Origin of the sequence: Streptomyces sp. NPDC002870, assembly GCF_042888505.1 — a bacterium.
Classification (GTDB): domain Bacteria; phylum Actinomycetota; class Actinomycetes; order Streptomycetales; family Streptomycetaceae; genus Streptomyces.
The window spans coordinates 125,519-140,806 of the sequence record NZ_JBIAPW010000020.1; the positions used below are offsets into that span (position 1 = coordinate 125,519).

At 69.7% G+C, this 15,288-nt stretch carries 13 protein-coding genes and 1 riboswitch; of the genes, 7 read left to right on the forward strand and 6 right to left on the reverse strand.

Going from position 1 to position 15,288, the window contains the following annotated elements:
* The first annotated feature begins 22 nt into the window (after nucleotides 1–22).
* Genes dxs through ACFYWY_RS23825 form a run of 4 tightly spaced genes read left to right on the forward strand, consistent with a single transcriptional unit; the run spans nucleotide 23 to nucleotide 4,152 of the window.
* The gene (dxs, locus tag ACFYWY_RS23810; RefSeq protein ID WP_389190016.1) at nucleotides 23–1,909 is read left to right on the forward strand and encodes a 1-deoxy-D-xylulose-5-phosphate synthase; all 1,887 of its coding nucleotides are present in this window, start codon (nucleotides 23–25) and stop codon (nucleotides 1,907–1,909) included.
* A complete protein-coding gene (locus ACFYWY_RS23815; RefSeq protein WP_389190017.1) occupies nucleotides 1,906–3,318 on the forward strand; it encodes an aspartate aminotransferase family protein in 1,413 nt (470 codons plus the stop codon). Before dxs ends, ACFYWY_RS23815 begins: the two co-directional genes overlap by 4 nt.
* 59 nt (nucleotides 3,319–3,377) lie before the next feature.
* Nucleotides 3,378–4,001: a helix-turn-helix domain-containing protein gene (locus ACFYWY_RS23820; RefSeq protein ID WP_389190018.1), complete on the forward strand. Its 624-nt coding sequence runs from the start codon at nucleotides 3,378–3,380 to the stop codon at nucleotides 3,999–4,001.
* Between the two features lie 19 nt (nucleotides 4,002–4,020).
* Nucleotides 4,021–4,152, forward strand: a complete 132-nt coding sequence (locus tag ACFYWY_RS23825; RefSeq protein WP_307659941.1) for a DUF6126 family protein — start codon at nucleotides 4,021–4,023, stop codon at nucleotides 4,150–4,152.
* A 21-nt stretch (nucleotides 4,153–4,173) separates the two neighbouring features.
* On the opposite strand, the gene ACFYWY_RS23830 is transcribed toward ACFYWY_RS23825, so the two are convergent.
* Nucleotides 4,174–4,986 (reverse strand): tyrosine-protein phosphatase, encoded by an 813-nt coding sequence (locus ACFYWY_RS23830; RefSeq protein ID WP_389190019.1) that lies wholly within the window; start codon nucleotides 4,984–4,986, stop codon nucleotides 4,174–4,176.
* 181 nt (nucleotides 4,987–5,167) lie between these two features.
* Between ACFYWY_RS23830 and ACFYWY_RS23835 the strand changes: the two genes are divergently transcribed.
* From ACFYWY_RS23835 to ACFYWY_RS23845, 3 genes are all read left to right on the forward strand, one after another.
* Nucleotides 5,168–7,270: an alpha-galactosidase gene (locus tag ACFYWY_RS23835; RefSeq protein WP_389190020.1), complete on the forward strand. Its 2,103-nt coding sequence runs from the start codon at nucleotides 5,168–5,170 to the stop codon at nucleotides 7,268–7,270.
* 494 nt (nucleotides 7,271–7,764) lie between these two features.
* Nucleotides 7,765–7,918, forward strand: a riboswitch (cyclic di-AMP (ydaO/yuaA leader).
* Nucleotides 7,919–7,922: 4 nt separating this feature from the next.
* On the forward strand, nucleotides 7,923–8,879 hold the full coding sequence (locus ACFYWY_RS23840) for a peptidoglycan DD-metalloendopeptidase family protein (protein ID WP_389190021.1): 957 nt from the start codon (nucleotides 7,923–7,925) through the stop codon (nucleotides 8,877–8,879).
* A gap of 159 nt (nucleotides 8,880–9,038) precedes the next feature.
* Entirely contained in the window at nucleotides 9,039–9,839 is an 801-nt protein-coding gene (locus tag ACFYWY_RS23845) for an SGNH/GDSL hydrolase family protein (RefSeq protein WP_389190022.1), read from the forward strand.
* Nucleotides 9,840–9,857: 18 nt separating this feature from the next.
* Here ACFYWY_RS23845 and ACFYWY_RS23850 read toward each other — a convergent pair whose 3' ends face one another.
* The 5 genes from ACFYWY_RS23850 to ACFYWY_RS23870 form a co-directional block, all read right to left on the reverse strand.
* Nucleotides 9,858–10,799 (reverse strand): STM4011 family radical SAM protein, encoded by a 942-nt coding sequence (locus tag ACFYWY_RS23850; RefSeq protein ID WP_389190023.1) that lies wholly within the window; start codon nucleotides 10,797–10,799, stop codon nucleotides 9,858–9,860.
* A gap of 9 nt (nucleotides 10,800–10,808) precedes the next feature.
* Nucleotides 10,809–12,158 carry an STM4012 family radical SAM protein gene (locus ACFYWY_RS23855; RefSeq protein ID WP_389190024.1) on the reverse strand — a complete coding sequence of 450 codons (1,350 nt, stop codon included), beginning with the start codon at nucleotides 12,156–12,158 and terminating at the stop codon, nucleotides 10,809–10,811.
* A complete protein-coding gene (locus tag ACFYWY_RS23860) occupies nucleotides 12,155–12,961 on the reverse strand; it encodes an STM4013/SEN3800 family hydrolase (protein ID WP_389190036.1) in 807 nt (268 codons plus the stop codon). Before ACFYWY_RS23860 ends, ACFYWY_RS23855 begins: the two co-directional genes overlap by 4 nt.
* 67 nt (nucleotides 12,962–13,028) lie before the next feature.
* Nucleotides 13,029–14,174, reverse strand: coding sequence for an STM4014 family protein (locus ACFYWY_RS23865; RefSeq protein ID WP_389190025.1), 1,146 nt, complete (start codon nucleotides 14,172–14,174; stop codon nucleotides 13,029–13,031).
* A gap of 5 nt (nucleotides 14,175–14,179) precedes the next feature.
* Nucleotides 14,180–15,133: an STM4015 family protein gene (locus ACFYWY_RS23870; protein WP_389190026.1), complete on the reverse strand. Its 954-nt coding sequence runs from the start codon at nucleotides 15,131–15,133 to the stop codon at nucleotides 14,180–14,182.
* Nucleotides 15,134–15,288 lie beyond the last annotated feature (155 nt).

Genomic DNA, 15,288 nt, shown 5'->3' on the forward strand with positions numbered 1-15,288 from the left:
TGCATGTGAAGGGGGTCCGACCATGACGATTCTTGAGGGCATCCGGGGGCCGCGCGATCTCAAGGCGCTGCCCGATGCGGAACTCGAAGAACTCGCCAAGGAGATCAGAGAGTTCCTGGTGCACGCGGTGGCCAGGACAGGGGGGCATCTGGGCCCCAACCTCGGTGTGGTGGAACTGACCGTCGCCCTGCACCGGGTCTTCGACTCGCCCGTCGACCGCATTCTGTGGGACACCGGGCACCAGAGTTACGTACACAAACTGCTCACCGGCCGACAGGACTTCTCCAAGCTGCGCGGCAAGGGGGGGCTCTCCGGCTACCCCTCCCGCGAGGAGTCCGAGCACGACGTCATAGAGAACTCCCACGCCTCGACGGTCCTCGGCTGGGCGGACGGCCTTGCCAAGGCGCATCAGGTGCTGGGCAGCAGTGGTCATGTCGTCGCGGTCATCGGGGACGGCGCGCTCACCGGCGGCATGGCCTGGGAGGCGCTCAACAACATCGCCGCGGCGAAGGACCGGCCGCTGATCATCGTCGTCAACGACAACGAACGCTCGTACGCCCCGACGATCGGCGGCCTCGCCAACCACCTCGCCACACTCCGTACGACCGACGGCTACGAACGAGTGCTGGCCTGGGGCAAGGATGTACTGCAGCACACCCCCGTCGTCGGGAAGCCGCTGTACGAATCGCTGCACGGCGCGAAGAAGGGGTTCAAGGACGCCTTCGCGCCACAGGGGATGTTCGAGGATCTGGGCCTGAAGTACCTGGGGCCGATAGACGGGCACGACATCGCGGCCGTCGAATCCGCGCTGCGCCGGGCCAAGCGCTTCCACGGGCCCGTACTGGTGCACTGCCTGACCGAGAAGGGCCGCGGCTATCAGCCGGCCGTGGAGGACGAGGCCGACCGCTTCCACACCGTCGGGGTGATGGACCCGCTGACCTGCGAGCCGCTCGCTCCGTCCAACGGGCCCTCCTGGACTTCGGTGTTCGGGGACGAGATCGCCGCGATCGGGGCCGAGCGGCCGGACGTCGTGGCGATCACCGCCGCGATGCTGCACCCCGTCGGCCTGACGAAGTTCGCCGAGCGGTTCCCCGACCGGGTGTGGGACGTCGGGATCGCCGAGCAGCACGCCGCGGTCTCCGCCGCCGGGCTCGCCACCGGCGGGCTGCATCCTGTCGTCGCTGTGTACGCCACCTTCCTCAACCGCGCCTTCGACCAGCTGCTGATGGACGTCGCCCTGCACAAGTGCGGGGTGACCTTCGTACTCGACCGGGCGGGTGTCACGGGCGTCGACGGGGCCTCCCACAACGGCATGTGGGACATGTCGATCCTGCAGGTCGTCCCCGGGCTGCGGATCGCCGCACCGCGCGACGCCGACCGGCTGCGTGCGGAGCTGCGCGAGGCCCTCGATGTGGACGACGCGCCGACCGTGCTGCGCTTCCCGAAGGAGTCGGTCGGCGAGCCGGTCGAGGCGATCGGGCGGATCGGCGGGATGGACGTACTGCACCGGGCGGACGACGCCGAGGTGCTGCTGGTCTCGGTGGGGGCGCTGGCGCCCGTCTGCCTCCAGAGCGTCGAGCTGCTCAAAGGCCGCGGCATCGCCTGCACCGTCGTGGATCCGCGCTGGGTCAAGCCTGTCGACGAACAGCTGGCGCCGCTTGCCGCACGGCACCGCCTGGTGGCCGTGGTGGAGGACAACAGCCGCACCGGCGGGGTCGGTTCGGCCGTCGGGCAGGCACTGCGGGACGCCGGTGTGGATGTGCCGCTGCGTACCTTCGGCATCCCCGAGCAGTTCCTCGCGCATGCCAAGCGCGGCGAGGTACTCGCCGACATCGGGCTCACCCCGGTGGAGATCGCGGGACGGATCAGTGCCGCCATGGCAGTCAAGGAGAGGAGAGCTGAGGAATGACCGAGCCGTCGACGGGCACCGAGCCGCTCAAGGGCTTCGATCTGGCCGGACTCCTTGCGGAGCGCGGGGCTGAGCGCTACGAGCTGCATGCCCGACATCTCAACCACCAGCTGCCGCGCATGCTGCACACCATCGGCTTCGACAAGGTCTACGAACGGGCCGAGGGCGCTTACTTCTGGGACGCCGACGGAAACGACTACCTCGACATGCTCGCGGGCTTCGGGGTGATGGGGCTCGGCCGGCACCACCCGGTCGTACGCAAGGCGCTGCACGACGTCCTGGACGCCTCGCTCGCGGACCTCACGCGCTTCGACTGCCAGCCGCTGCCGGGGCTGCTCGCGGAGAAGCTGCTGGCGAACAGTCCGCACCTGGACCGGGTGTTCTTCGGCAACAGCGGTACGGAGGCGGTGGAGACCGCGCTGAAGTTCGCCCGGTACGCCACCGGGAAGCCGAGGATCCTGTACTGCTCGCACGCCTTCCACGGGCTGACCACCGGATCCCTGTCGGTCAACGGGGAGGCGGGGTTCCGGGACGGATTCGCGCCGCTGCTGCCCGACACCGCGATCGGGCTCGGCGATCTGGCAGCGCTGGAGCGGGAGTTGAAGCGCGGCGATGTGGCGGGCTTCGTCGTGGAGCCGATCCAGGGAAAGGGCGTGCACGAGACGCCCCCCGGATTCCTGTACGCGGCCCAGGAACTGCTGCACAAGCACAAGGCGCTGCTGATCGTGGACGAGGTGCAGACCGGCCTCGGCAGGACCGGCGACTTCTACGCGTACCAGCACGAGGAAGGGGTCGAGCCGGATCTGGTCTGTGTCGCGAAGGCGCTCTCGGGCGGATACGTACCGGTCGGAGCGACCCTCGGCAAGGACTGGATCTTCAAGAAGGTCTACTCGTCGATGGACCGGGTGCTGGTGCACTCGGCGAGCTTCGGATCCAACGCCCAGGCGATGGCCGCCGGGCTCGCCGTCCTCTCGGTGATCGAGGACGAGCAGGTCGTCGCCAATGCGCGGGTCACCGGCGAGCTGCTGCGCTCCCGGCTGGTGGCGCTCGTGGACCGCTATGAGCTGCTGCACGAGGTGCGGGGGCGGGGCCTGATGATCGGCATCGAGTTCGGCCGGCCCGACTCGATCAAGCTGCGCAGTCGCTGGACCATGCTGCAGGCGGCCCGCAAGGGTCTCTTCGCGCAGATGGTCGTGGTGCCGCTGCTGCAGAAGCACCGGATCCTCACCCAGGTCTCCGGCGACCATCTGGAAGTGATCAAGCTGATTCCGCCGCTGACCATCGGCGCGCGGGAGGCCGATCGGTTCGTGGCGGCCTTCACGGCCGTGATGGACGACGCCCACGGCGGCGGCGGGCTGATGTGGGACTTCGGCAGGACGCTGGTCAAGCAGGCGGTCGCCAACCGCTGATCCTTTGCCTCTGGGGCAAGAAGTTTGCCTCAGAGGGAAAGTCCTGGCGCAATGGAGAGATGCTGATCTCTCCCGGGGGGCACCCCCCGGACCCCCGGTCTCCAGCTGCCGCCGGGGCGGCCGACGCGCTGCCCGATGTCGCACCGCGGCTGCGCGAGCTGCGCCGCCGTCGCGGTCTCACCCTGGAAGCGGCCGCCCAGCGTGCGGGGCTTTCCCCCGCCCATCTGTCCCGTCTTGAGACCGGCCATCGCCAGCCGTCGCTGCCGATGCTGCTGGGACTCGCCCGCATCTACGGTACGACGGTCGCCGAGCTCCTCGGCGAGTCCGTGCCGGAACGCGAGCCCATCATCCGCGCCGGTCGAGGGGAGCGCGCGGAGGCCGACGGCTGGACGTATCACCGGGCAGGCGGCTCCGGCCGGGCGATGCAGGCCCTGCGGCTGGCAGTCCCGTACGGCAGCCAGGGTGATCTGGTCAGGGTGCATCCCGGCGAGGAGTGGCTGTACGTCCTCGACGGGCGGGTGCGGCTGGGGCTGGGCGAAGCGGTGCACGAGCTGAGCCCCGGGGACAGCGCGCACTTCGACTCCATGACCCCGCACCGCATCGCGGCAGCCACTCCCGAGGGGGCCGAGCTGCTGTTCGTACACACGCTGCTGCAGAGCCCCGACATCCATCCGCATGTCTGACACACGTGAGAGGTCTGCTATGTCCAAGCACAACGAAGAGGGGAAGTTCCCCCGCGGGCTGGTGATCCGGCTCTTCGCCTATCTGGTGGCGGGCCACCTCTTCGCCGCCTTCCTCTATCTGCTCTTCCTGCTGGGCGGCCAGAACCAGTAGCGCGGGACCGGTGGGCCCGGCTCAGCCCTCGTCGATGAGCCGGTCGCGCAGCCGCTCGCGCGTCTGGGGGCTCACCTTCAGCCCCTCGGTGAGGTAGCGCTCTGTGGTGCCCCAGGTCTGCTCGATCGCCTCGAAGGCCGCGCTCAGGTACTCGGCCCGCGCGTCGAAGAGCGGGGACAGCAGCTCCATCACCTCCGGGGACATCCCGGCCGGGGAGTTGTCGCTGCGCCGGACCAGGTAACGGCGGTGCGGGTCATTGGACTTGAGGTAGTCCGCCTCGATGGCCTCCCGCTCGACGCCGACCGCCAGCAGCGAGACTGCCACCGACAGACCGGCGCGGTCCTTGCCCGCCGCGCAGTGCATCAGGGCCGGGACGCTGTCCTCCGCGAGCGCGTGGAGGACCTTGCTGTGCTCGGCCGTGCGCTGCGTGATGATCGTCCGGTACGAGGCCGACATCCGCCCGGCCGCCTGGCCGTCCGAGAGGATCGACCGCAGCTGGTCGAGGTCGCCGTCCCGGACCATCTTCCAGAACTCGGCGCCGTCGGCCGGGTCGGTCAGCGGCAGATTGACATTGCGTACGCCGGGCAGCTCGACGTCGGGGCCCTCGAGCCGCATGTCCGCCGCGTTGCGGAAGTCGAAGATCGTGTGCAGGCCCAGCGTGCCGAGGAACGAGGCGTCGGACTCGGTCGCGTGCGCGAGATGACCGCTGCGGAAGAGCCGGCCGTGCCGCACCCTCCTGCCGTCCGCTGTCGGCAGGCCGCCCACGTCCCGGAAGTTGCGCACTCCGGCCAGCTCCGGCTCTGTCGACGGGACCTGGGGCAGCTGCTGCGTCACGGTGACTCCTCAAGTGACTGCCGTCGGCGCTGCTCGCCGACGATGGCGCGTTCCCGACGATACGACACCGCTTCATCAGGCAATCATCTCGACCGTCTCCCGCAAGGCCGTTGCACGGGCAGCGGTCCACGTCGGATGATGTGCGGGCCTGTGCGGACCTGTGAGTATCTGAGGGGTCGGGATGATCGAGAGTGTTGGCAAGGGGCGTACGTGGGTTCTTTCCGGACCCACGAGCAGTTATGCGTTTCACCTCACGGACGACGACGAACTGCTGCATCTCCATTGGGGGCCCCGGATCGCCGGCGCCGACGCCGAGGCACTCGCGGACCGGGGACTGCCGCCCGACTGGCCCTTCGAGTCGCGGCTCGACGGCCACGAGGAGTACCCGGTCGAGGGCGGACCCCGCTTCGTACGCCCGGCGCTCTCCGTCCGTACACCCCAAGTGCGCGGCACGGAGTGGACCTTCGCCGGTCACGCGGTGGACGGCGACGAGCTGCGGCTCCGCTTCACCGACGCCGTGCACGGCCTCGGTCTCACCCTGCACCACCGGATGCGCGACGACGCGGACGTCATCGAGCGCTGGGTCACCGTCGCCCGCGAAGTCGCCCACGAGGGGGACGGCCCCGATCTTGAGCTGCTGAGGGCCGACGCCGCCGCCTGGACGCTGCCCCCGCGCGAGGGCTGGCGGCTCAGCCAGCTGCACGGCCGCTGGGCGGCCGAGTCGCTGCTCGTACGGTCGGAGCTGACCTACGGCGAGAAGGTGATCGGCAGCCGTCGCGGCCACACCGGACACCAGCACCTGCCGTGGGTCGCGCTGGATGCGGAGGGGGCCACGGAGGAGCGCGGTGAGGTCTACGCCTGCGCCCTCGGCTGGTCCGGGTCCTGGCGGATCTCCGTGCAGCAGCTGCCCGACGGACTCGTACAGATCACCGGCGGCGCGGGCTACGACGAATCGGGACTGCTGCGACTCGCGCCCGGCCAGTCGTACACCTCACCCGTCTTCGCCGGGCTGTGGACCGACGGCGGATTCGGCGGGGCCAGCCGGGCCTGGCACGCCTGGCAGCTGGCGCATGTGATCCCCGACGCGGCGACCGAGCGGCCCGTCCTCTACAACTCCTGGGAAGCCACCGGTTTCGACATCTCAGAGAAGCAGCAGCGGGCGCTCGCGCAGCGGGCGGCGGCCATGGGCATCGAGCTGTTCGTGGTGGACGACGCGTGGTTCGGCCAGCGCACCAGCGACCGGGCCGGGCTCGGCGACTGGACGCCCAACGCCGAGCGCTTCCCGCAGGGACTCGGGCCGCTCGCCGACGAAGTGCACGCGCTGGGGATGCAGTTCGGCATCTGGGTCGAGCCGGAGATGGTCAATGCCGACAGCGACCTCTACCGCGCGCACCCCGACTGGGTACAGCACCACCCGGGCCGCGCCAGGACCGAATTCCGCAACCAGCTCGTGCTGAACCTCGCGCGCGAGGACGTACAGGCCTATCTCTGGGAGCAGTTGGACACGCTGCTCAGCAGCGCGCCCATCGACTATGTGAAATGGGATTTCAATCGCTGCTTCACGGACGCCGGCTGGCCCGGGGAGGAGTACCCGCAGAAACTGTGGGTCGAGCATGTGCACGCGCTGTACGCACTCCTCGACCGGTTGCGGGCCGCGCATCCGTCCGTCGCCTTCGAGTCCTGCTCGGGCGGCGGCGGCCGGATCGACCTCGGCATCCTCTCCCGTACCGACCAGGTGTGGACCTCCGACAACACCGATCCGCTGGACCGGCTCGCCATCCAGCAGGGCTTCACCCAGCTGCACCCGGCGCGGGTCATGGCGGCCTGGGTCACCGACAGTCCCAATGTCCAGCTCAACGGCCGGTTCAGCACGCTCCGTTTCCGCTTCGTCAGCGCGATGGCCGGTGTTCTCGGCGTCGGCGGCGACCTCACCGAGTGGACCGATGAGGAGCTCGCCGAGGCACGCGGCTGGGTGGACCTCTACAAGAAGATCAGGCCGCTGGTGCAGCACGGCGAGCTGCACCGGCTGCGGGTGCCCGAGGGCGGGCTCAGTGCCGTGCAGTACGTGCGCGGCGACGAGAGCGTCGTCCTCGCCTGGCTGCAGGCGCAGCACTACGGCGAGCGGCCGCCCGGGCTCAGGCTGCGCGGCCTCGATCCGGCAGCCGCCTACGAGTGCCTGGACACCGGCGCCGTACACCGGGGGGCCGTACTCCTGCACCACGGACTGCATACCGGGCTCAAGGGCGACATGGACGCCACAGTGATCCGGCTGCGCCGCCGCTAGCCAAATCCGACTCCGACTCGGCCGCCGACGCGAACTCTGCCGGTGGTCGTCGGCGACGGCACTTTGTCCGTATTTGCGGTCGATAGCGGGAGGCGGTTTCCGAATTAAGGCGGCGGGAGCCGGTGGAATTCCTGTGGCGATGACAGGAATTAGGGGGTAAGTGGGAATGATCGGTAAATAGTCATTAAATGACGCTTCTGTCCGAATTGACCTGTTCGGCATGACGTGCCCCATCTACGGGTGAGATGAGACGCGGCCCGTGAGCAGGATCATATTCGTGACGGTGTGTGGTGGTCCGGCGGAGGCTGAATTCCGTTGCGGGAAGGAAAGTTGAGACCCGGTTGAGATCCACATTTTACGGAGGGTAACGGGAATTCTCCGGCGATATCGCATGGATCATTGGCCCAGGAAAGTGATGGCTTGTACCCGCCCGTCCGTCTCGCTTACGTTCCCGTCAATCCGGACGGACCGCCTAATCCTGCCGCCGACCGGAATTCGAAAATCCACCCACGTGTGGCAGGAGCGGGGGACCCAGGTAGTACGCCGATTCCGGAGTTCCGGACGGCTCGGGGTTTAGTCGCGCATTGCGCGGCCGGGCATCTCCAGCCCGAACCCGACAGCTCACCTCGTAGGCGCCGGAGAGGAATGCGCCATGCCCGCAAAGGGTAAGCACCGCCGTCCCAAGACCAGCCCGATCGCGCGCGGCTTCGTCGCCGCCGGCACGGGTGGCGTCGCCATCGCGCTTCCGCTGATGGGCGCCACCGGCGCCCACGCGGCGGGCAAGACCGCCCCCGCCGTGGCGCCCGCTACGGCAGTGACCGCCGCCGCGGCCCCTGCGGTGGCCAAGCCGGCCACCGTCCCGACCACGTACTCCGTCGTCTCCGGTGACTATCTGGCCAAGATCGCCAAGGAGCACGATGTACGCGGCGGCTGGAAGAAGCTGTACGAGGACAACCGTGAGCAGGTCGGCGAGAACCCGTCGCTGATCCACCCGGGCCTCAAGCTGACCATCGGCGCCAAGTCGAAGGCGAAGGCTCCGGAGAAGGCGCAGCCGCGCCACGAGAGCCAGGACCGGTCCGAGTCCAAGGCCGAGTCCAAGGTCCCGTCGAAGACCGCGTCGAAGGCCAGCGCCCCCTCCGGCTCGGACTCCGCCGCGCAGTCCGCCTCCGGCGACACCACGAGCGCCTCGCAGACCAGCGGCTCAGGCTTCACCGCCCCCGTCGACGGCGCGAGCGTCACCACCCCCTACCGCATGACCGGCGCCATGTGGTCCAGCGGTTACCACACCGGTGTCGACTTCGCGGCCTCCTCCGGCACCACCGTCAAGGCCGTCGGTCCGGGCACCGTCGTCTCCGCCGGCTGGAGCGGCGCGTACGGCAACGAGGTCGTCATCCAGCACAGCGACGGCAACTACTCGCAGTACGCCCACCTCTCCTCGCTCGCCGTCTCCGCCGGCCAGAGCGTGAGCGGCGGCCAGCAGATCGGCCTTTCCGGCTCCACCGGCAACTCCAGCGGCCCGCACCTGCACTTCGAGATCCGCACCGGCCCGAGCTACGGCTCGGACATCGACCCGCTGGCGTACCTGCGCCAGTTCGGCGTCTCCATCTGAGGCGCAGGCGCACACCGCTCTCGACTCCCCCCGTCCGGCGGCGCGGGGGAGTCGGCGTATTCCGGGTTGGACGAAACTTGACCGGTGGCATACATCACCCCTCGTCAACCCCTCCTTACGGTCGCGTAGGTCACATCCGTAAGGGAAAGATATGGTCTCGTGGCAGACGATTCGAGAACAGGGAACGTAGGGAACAAGGGCGCTTTCGGGTCGTACGCGGCGATCGGTGACAGCTTCACCGAGGGCGTCGGAGACCCCGGCCCGAACGGGATGTACGTCGGCTGGGCGGACCGTTTCGCGGTCCTGCTCGACGACCGGACGCCGGAACACACCTTCAGGTACGCCAACCTCGCCGTACGCGGGCGTCTCCTCGACCAGATCGTCGAGGAGCAGGTGCCGAGGGCGAAGGTACTCGCCCCGGACCTGGTGACGTTCTGCGCCGGCGGCAACGACATCATCCGGCCGGGCACCGACCCCGACGACGTGGCCGAGCGCTTCGAGCGCGCCGTCGCCGACCTCGCGAGCGTGGTCGGCACGGTCATGGTGACCACCGGATTCGACACGCGCGGGGTGCCGGTGCTTCGTCATCTGCGCGGCAAGATCGCCACGTACACCGCGCATGTACGGGCCATCGCCGACCGCTACGACTGCCCCGTCCTCGACCTCTGGTCGCTCAAGTCCGTCCAGGACAGGCGGGCTTGGGACACCGACCGGCTGCATCTGTCGCCGGAGGGACACACCCGGGTCGCGCTGCGCGCCGCCCAGGTGCTCGGACTCGATGTGCCCGCCGACCCCGACCAGCCGTGGCCGCCCCAGCCGCCGCGCGGCCCGCTCGAAGTGCGCCGCGACGACGTCCACTGGGCCCGCGAACACCTGGTGCCGTGGATCGGCCGACGGCTGCGCGGCGAGAGCTCCGGCGACCATGTCGAGGCCAAGCGCCCGGACCTGCTGCCCCTGTGACGTCGGCGGGTCGGGGTGCTACGGCCCTTCCGGCCTCCGAGTCTTCAAGGGCGCACCCAAGCTGACTGGGATCGGCTTTCCCGCTCCGTACGACGGCTGAGGAAAGGCGGGCACGGCGGGCACGGCCGGGATCCGCTCCAGGACACCGCCCGCGAACACGTCGTACAGCGGCAGCGCCTCCAGATGGACATAGCCGATATGGCAGTCGCAGACGGCTGCCGGACAGCCGCGCGGGCGCAGCGCCCGCCGGTAGGAGCCGTCGTAGAGATTGCCGAGCTCGTCCGGGACGAAGTGGCAGCGCCGCACCGTTCCGTCGCCGTCCACCGAGATCACCGACTCGCCCGTCCGGCACGGGAGTCCTGCCGAGCGGTGCGGATCGCGGCTGTACGGGAAGAACGGGTCGAGGTCCGTCCACTGAGCGGCCTCGGCGTCGGTGTAGCTGCGTCCCTCGGCCGCGTTCACCCAAAGATAGACAGGCGAGGGCAGATCGGCGCGCAGACGGCGGGCCTGGGCCAGGTGCTCGGGGAAGCCGACGACGCCGACGCTGAACCGGACCCCGCGCACAGACAGGTCACGGCACTTGCCGAGGAAGCGGTCGTACGGAGTCTGGCCCGGGTGGTACGTGCACCAGAGCGCGAGGGTGTCGAGATCGGCGTCCGCGACCCAGCCGGTGCGGCAGCTGAGGTTCGTCTGGATCGCGACCCGGCGGATGTGCGGCAGCCGGGAGAGCTCCGTGATTGTGCGGCGGTACCAGGAGCGGACCAGACCCTCGCCCCACGGAGTGAACAGAATCGACAGCTGGTCGTCCGTCTGCTCGGACGCCCAGGCGGCGAAGCGTTCGAGCGCGGAGCGGTCGGCACGCAGCTGCTCGGAGCTGTCGCGCCGCTTGGCGAAGGGGCAGTACGGGCAGTCGTAGTCGCAGGAGGCGAGCGAGCCCCGGTAGAGGATCGTCAGGTCCACAGCTTCGCCTCACTTGAGTTCGTACGCGGCCATGTCGGCGCGTACGGCGGGGGAGAAGAGCTCGGGGCCCACGGCGTCCGAGTGGGCCAGACCCTCGGCGGTCAGTCTCAGCCGGTCGGGCGCGGCGCTCTCGTCGAGCCAGCCGAGGGCGGCGAACCGGTCGAGCTCGAACGGGAAGTCCTCGACGGGCCGGCGGCCGAACCGCTCACGGTATCCGGCCACTTCCATGCCCTCGGCCTGGAGGAGCGACTGAAGGAGGTGGCGGCGGCGCGCCTCGTCCTCGTCGACCTCGCGCCCCACTTCGGCGCGGCTGAAGTCCTCGGTCGCCGTGTAGGTGTCGATGATGCCGCGTATCTCGCGCATGTCGACGGCGTAGTCGAAGGAGTAGTGCAGGGTCGAGGTGTAGGAGCGGGCGCCGCAGCCGAGACCGATCATGCCGTCGGTCTGGCATGCGTAGTCGTCCGCGCCCTGCGGCGGCGCGTCCGCGCGGCGGAACATCCGCATCGACACCTGCTCGTAGCCGTTCGAGAGCAGATGGTCGCGGCCCTCGCGGTACAGGAGCAGCCGCTGGGCGTCCCAGGCCCGATCGCCGGCCTCTCCGGCACGGCCAAGACCGGTCAACGGCCGCACATACAGGGGATAGAGATACAGCTCCTCGGGCTGCCAGGCGAGCGCGGCGTCCAGTGACCGCCGCCAGGTGTGCTCGGTCTGGCCGTCGATGCCGTAGATGAGATCGATGTTGAGGACGGGTATGCGGGCGTCGCGGATCCGGGCCAGGGCCGACTCGACGTCGGCGCGGCGCTGCGGGCGTACGGCCGCCCTGGCCTCCTCGTCGACGAAGCTCTGCACGCCGATGCTGAGCCGGGTGGCGCCCCGCTCGGCGAGGACGGTGAGCCGGTCGGCGGTCGCGGTGGCGGGGGACGTCTCGACGGAGAGCGGGACAGCGCGCAGATCGGCGCCCATCCGCTTCTCGGCGATGTCGCAGAGCCGGTCCAGCTCCCCGGCGGTGAGGAAGGTGGGGGTGCCGCCCCCGAACGCGGCCGCGGCGAAACGTACCGGCTCGGCGTCCCCGAGGGCGTCGCGCACGGCGGTCGCCTGGCGGTCGAGCGCGTCGAGATAGCGCGTGGTGAGCTCGTCGGGAGCGCCTATCCGCGTGAAGAGATTGCAGAAGCCGCAGCGGACCTCGCAGAACGGTATGTGGAGATAGAGGGAGAGCGCGTCCTTGCGTTCCCCCGCCCAGCGCTCGCTCAGCGCGGGCCGTCCGTTCCCCGGAAAGGGCCGGTAGGCCGTCTTGTGCGGATAGGCGTAGACGTAACTCTGGTATGGGCGCGGTGCGCTGCTCCGGAAATTGCTGCTCATGCTTCGGCCTCGAGGAAGAAGTGGGCGTACGGAACCGTCCAGACCACGTCGTGGCCGAGCCGGTGGCCGGTGAAGCCGTCGTCCCCGTACGCCGTGCCGTGGTCGGAACAGACAATCGCGAAGCAGCGGCGGCGGCTGCTCGCGGCGGCGAAGAGCCGCCCGATGTGCCGGTCGACGTACTCAAGGGCGGCAGCGTGCGTTTCGGGCGAATCACCCGCGTCCCGAGTGGCGCCGGGGAGGTGGAACCAGTTCGGCTGGTGCAGGGCCGGCACATTGACGAACAGGAACAGCCGCTGGTCGTACGGGAGTCCGGCGACGACCTTCTCGGCCAGGTCCACCTGGCGCTCGAAGGAGGTGCGTGACGCCACCCCGAACTCCGGGTCCCAGTGGCTCTCCTGGAACATTCCCGGCAGTACGGAGCCGAGCGGTCCCAGCTTGTTGAAGAACCCGACTCCGCCGATGCACACCGTGCGGTAACCGGCGTCAGCGAGACCTGAGACAAGGTCCGGGGTGTCGAAGACGAAGGTGCGGGCCTCGGTGGTCTCACTGCCCGCGAAGCGCGCGGCGAACAGACGCGGATGCGGTCCAGGGGCGGCCGGAGTGGGCAGGAAGCCGGCGAAGATCGCCTGGTGGGAGGCGTAGGTGAAACTGCCCGGGGCGTGCCGCTTCTCCCAGACGCCGCCGGGCAGATGGCGGGCGAGATTCGGGATCCGGCCCGTGGCGGCGAGCTCGGCGGCGACGTCGAAGCGCAGTGTGTCGAGGGTGACGAGCAGCAGGTCGTCGCGGCCGACGACGTCGGTCATGTCCGGGGTGTCGGGGGTCTGTGGCGTGGCGGTGGTGGCCCGCCCGTCCTGGCGTCGTGCGGGGGTGTCAGGCGCTTGCACTATGGCGGTTCCTTGCTCTGCGTCGTACAGCGGCAACCTGCGCCGCGTATGTGTCCTGGCCCTCGGCGCCGCTGCCCGGCAGGCCGGTGAGGCGCGGCAGCAGATCCCCGAATGCGTTGACCTCGCCGACGGCGAAGCGGCGCCACCCGATGGCGGGCAGCAGATCGACGCCCACGCGCAGGGCTCCGGGGAAGCAGGCCGCGGCCCGCTCGCACAGGCCGAGCGTGCCTGCCCAGCTGCCGCCGGCTGCTTCAGTGGCCGCTCGCACCGCCGCGAGGTCTCCCCTTGCGCCGCCGAGGTGGAGGTTGGTCATGGGGGAGCGGCTCGTCCTGACGACGGCGTGGGTGGCGCGGCCCGCGATGACGACGACTCGCAGATCCGCGGACCGGCCGTTCTGGGAGGCCTTGGGCAGCCAGCGCTCGATGTGCAGACCGTCCGGTGCCAGCGCATCGACCAGCGCGCCGACCTCACGCTCGGTCGAATAGCGGTGCACCCGCAGGGAGTTGAAGAGCCGGCCCTCCACGTCACGCTCGACCGAGGTGGTCGCCTGCACGCGCCCTGGGCCCGCCGTCTCCACGGCGAGCACGCCGGAGGCCGAGGAGCCGTGCGCCGGCTTGACGAACATCCGGCGAAGACCGGTCCGTTCCTGCAGTGCACGGACGTCGTCCCAGCCGCGTACGGCGGGGGCGTCGGCGCCGGACGTGGGCGACTGCGGCACAGTCACCCCGGCCTGCCGCAGCACGCCATGGCACAGCCGCTTGTCGAACAGCACCGCCAGCTCGTGCGGATCGTCCAGCAACGTCGCCCCGCCGACCGCCGCCAGGTCGGCGATATCCCGCACGGCAGAGGTGAAGCGCGCGTACCAGCGGGCAGTCCCTTCCACCCGAGTCGGGTCGTTCGTACCGCGCAACTCCCGTTCCACCAGCGGGTCCTCGCCGGGCGAGTCGATCCGCACCCGCTCGCCGGGCCGGAACTCCGCCCGCCCCCGCAGCACATCGATCCAGGGCACGACGCGTGCGGCGGGCAGCCCGGCGAGGCGCACCGCCTCCTGGAAGAGCGCGACGCGACGGTTGGCCGGATTGCCGACGACGGCGAGGCGGAGGTCTGTTCCAAGGCCCGGGAGGACCCGCATCCCAGTCATTCCGCGACAGCGGTATAGCGGTCTTCCCTGCCCTCGGCGTCCCTCTCCGCAGCTTCGCCCTCGGAGAGGTCGACCTCCACTCCTGCGGCTTCGAAGGTCTTGGTCAGCCGCTGCACCATCGGCTCGCTGAGGAAGTGATGGTGGAGGTCGAGCTTCTCCAGATGGGTCAGCGGCTGTCCGTTCAGCAGGGCTTCCGCTCCTTCGTCGCCAAGCGTGCCCATCGACAGATCCAGCGTGCCGAGACGGGCGACGACCGGGGCGCCGGAGAGCGCGACGGCTATCTGGTCCTGGATCTCGCTGTTGCGCAGGGCCAGAGACCGCAGACGAGGAAGGCGGACGCCGGAGAGGATCGGCTCCAGATCGGACACCTCGGCGTTCGCCCCGTACCAGGAGGTGCCGAGCCAGATGTCGAGATGCTCCAGCGCCGGCAGGTCGCTGGCCGCGATGCCGCGCACCACCTCCACATCGAGCCCGCCTGTCTCGACGGTCAGCGAACGGAGCTTCTCGTGCCGGACGGCGGGAAACTTCAGCTCCTGGCCGCCGCGAACCCCGAACTGCAGCAGCTCGGGGAAGGCGTCGAGCAGCGGTGTCACCAGCCCCTGATTGATCCAGGAGATCTCGCACTCCTCGTAGGTGATGTCACCGAGGAAGATCGCTCGCAGAGCGGGCAGTTGCTCCCGGGCGTCGAGCAGTGCGGTGATGACGGCGTCGGGTGCCGAGTCGTACACATCGCTCCACGCCCCCACGACCAGCGCCCGCACCTGAGTGGTGTCCACCGCGGCGAGGAAGCGGGCGAAGGCTTCTTCCCACGCCTCCTCGCTCTCGTAGGAATCGACGGTGATCCGCCAGGCCACGGAAGCCGCTTGCGGCAGCTCGACCTTCGACTCGGCGTCGGGGAAGTCGAACACGGGCAGACCGTGCAGCTCCTGCAGATGGTCCGAAATGGTCATGACGGGCTCCAGACACCGGACAGTGTTGATCGGCTGATGTGCCAGCAGTTCTACCAAGCCGCACTGACATTTAGCTTTGGAGATGGCCCTTCGGGATCTTCGGGGGCTGCGTAGGGTGCGTCGGGTCTGGTTCTTCGGGCACGGCTGGATCACTG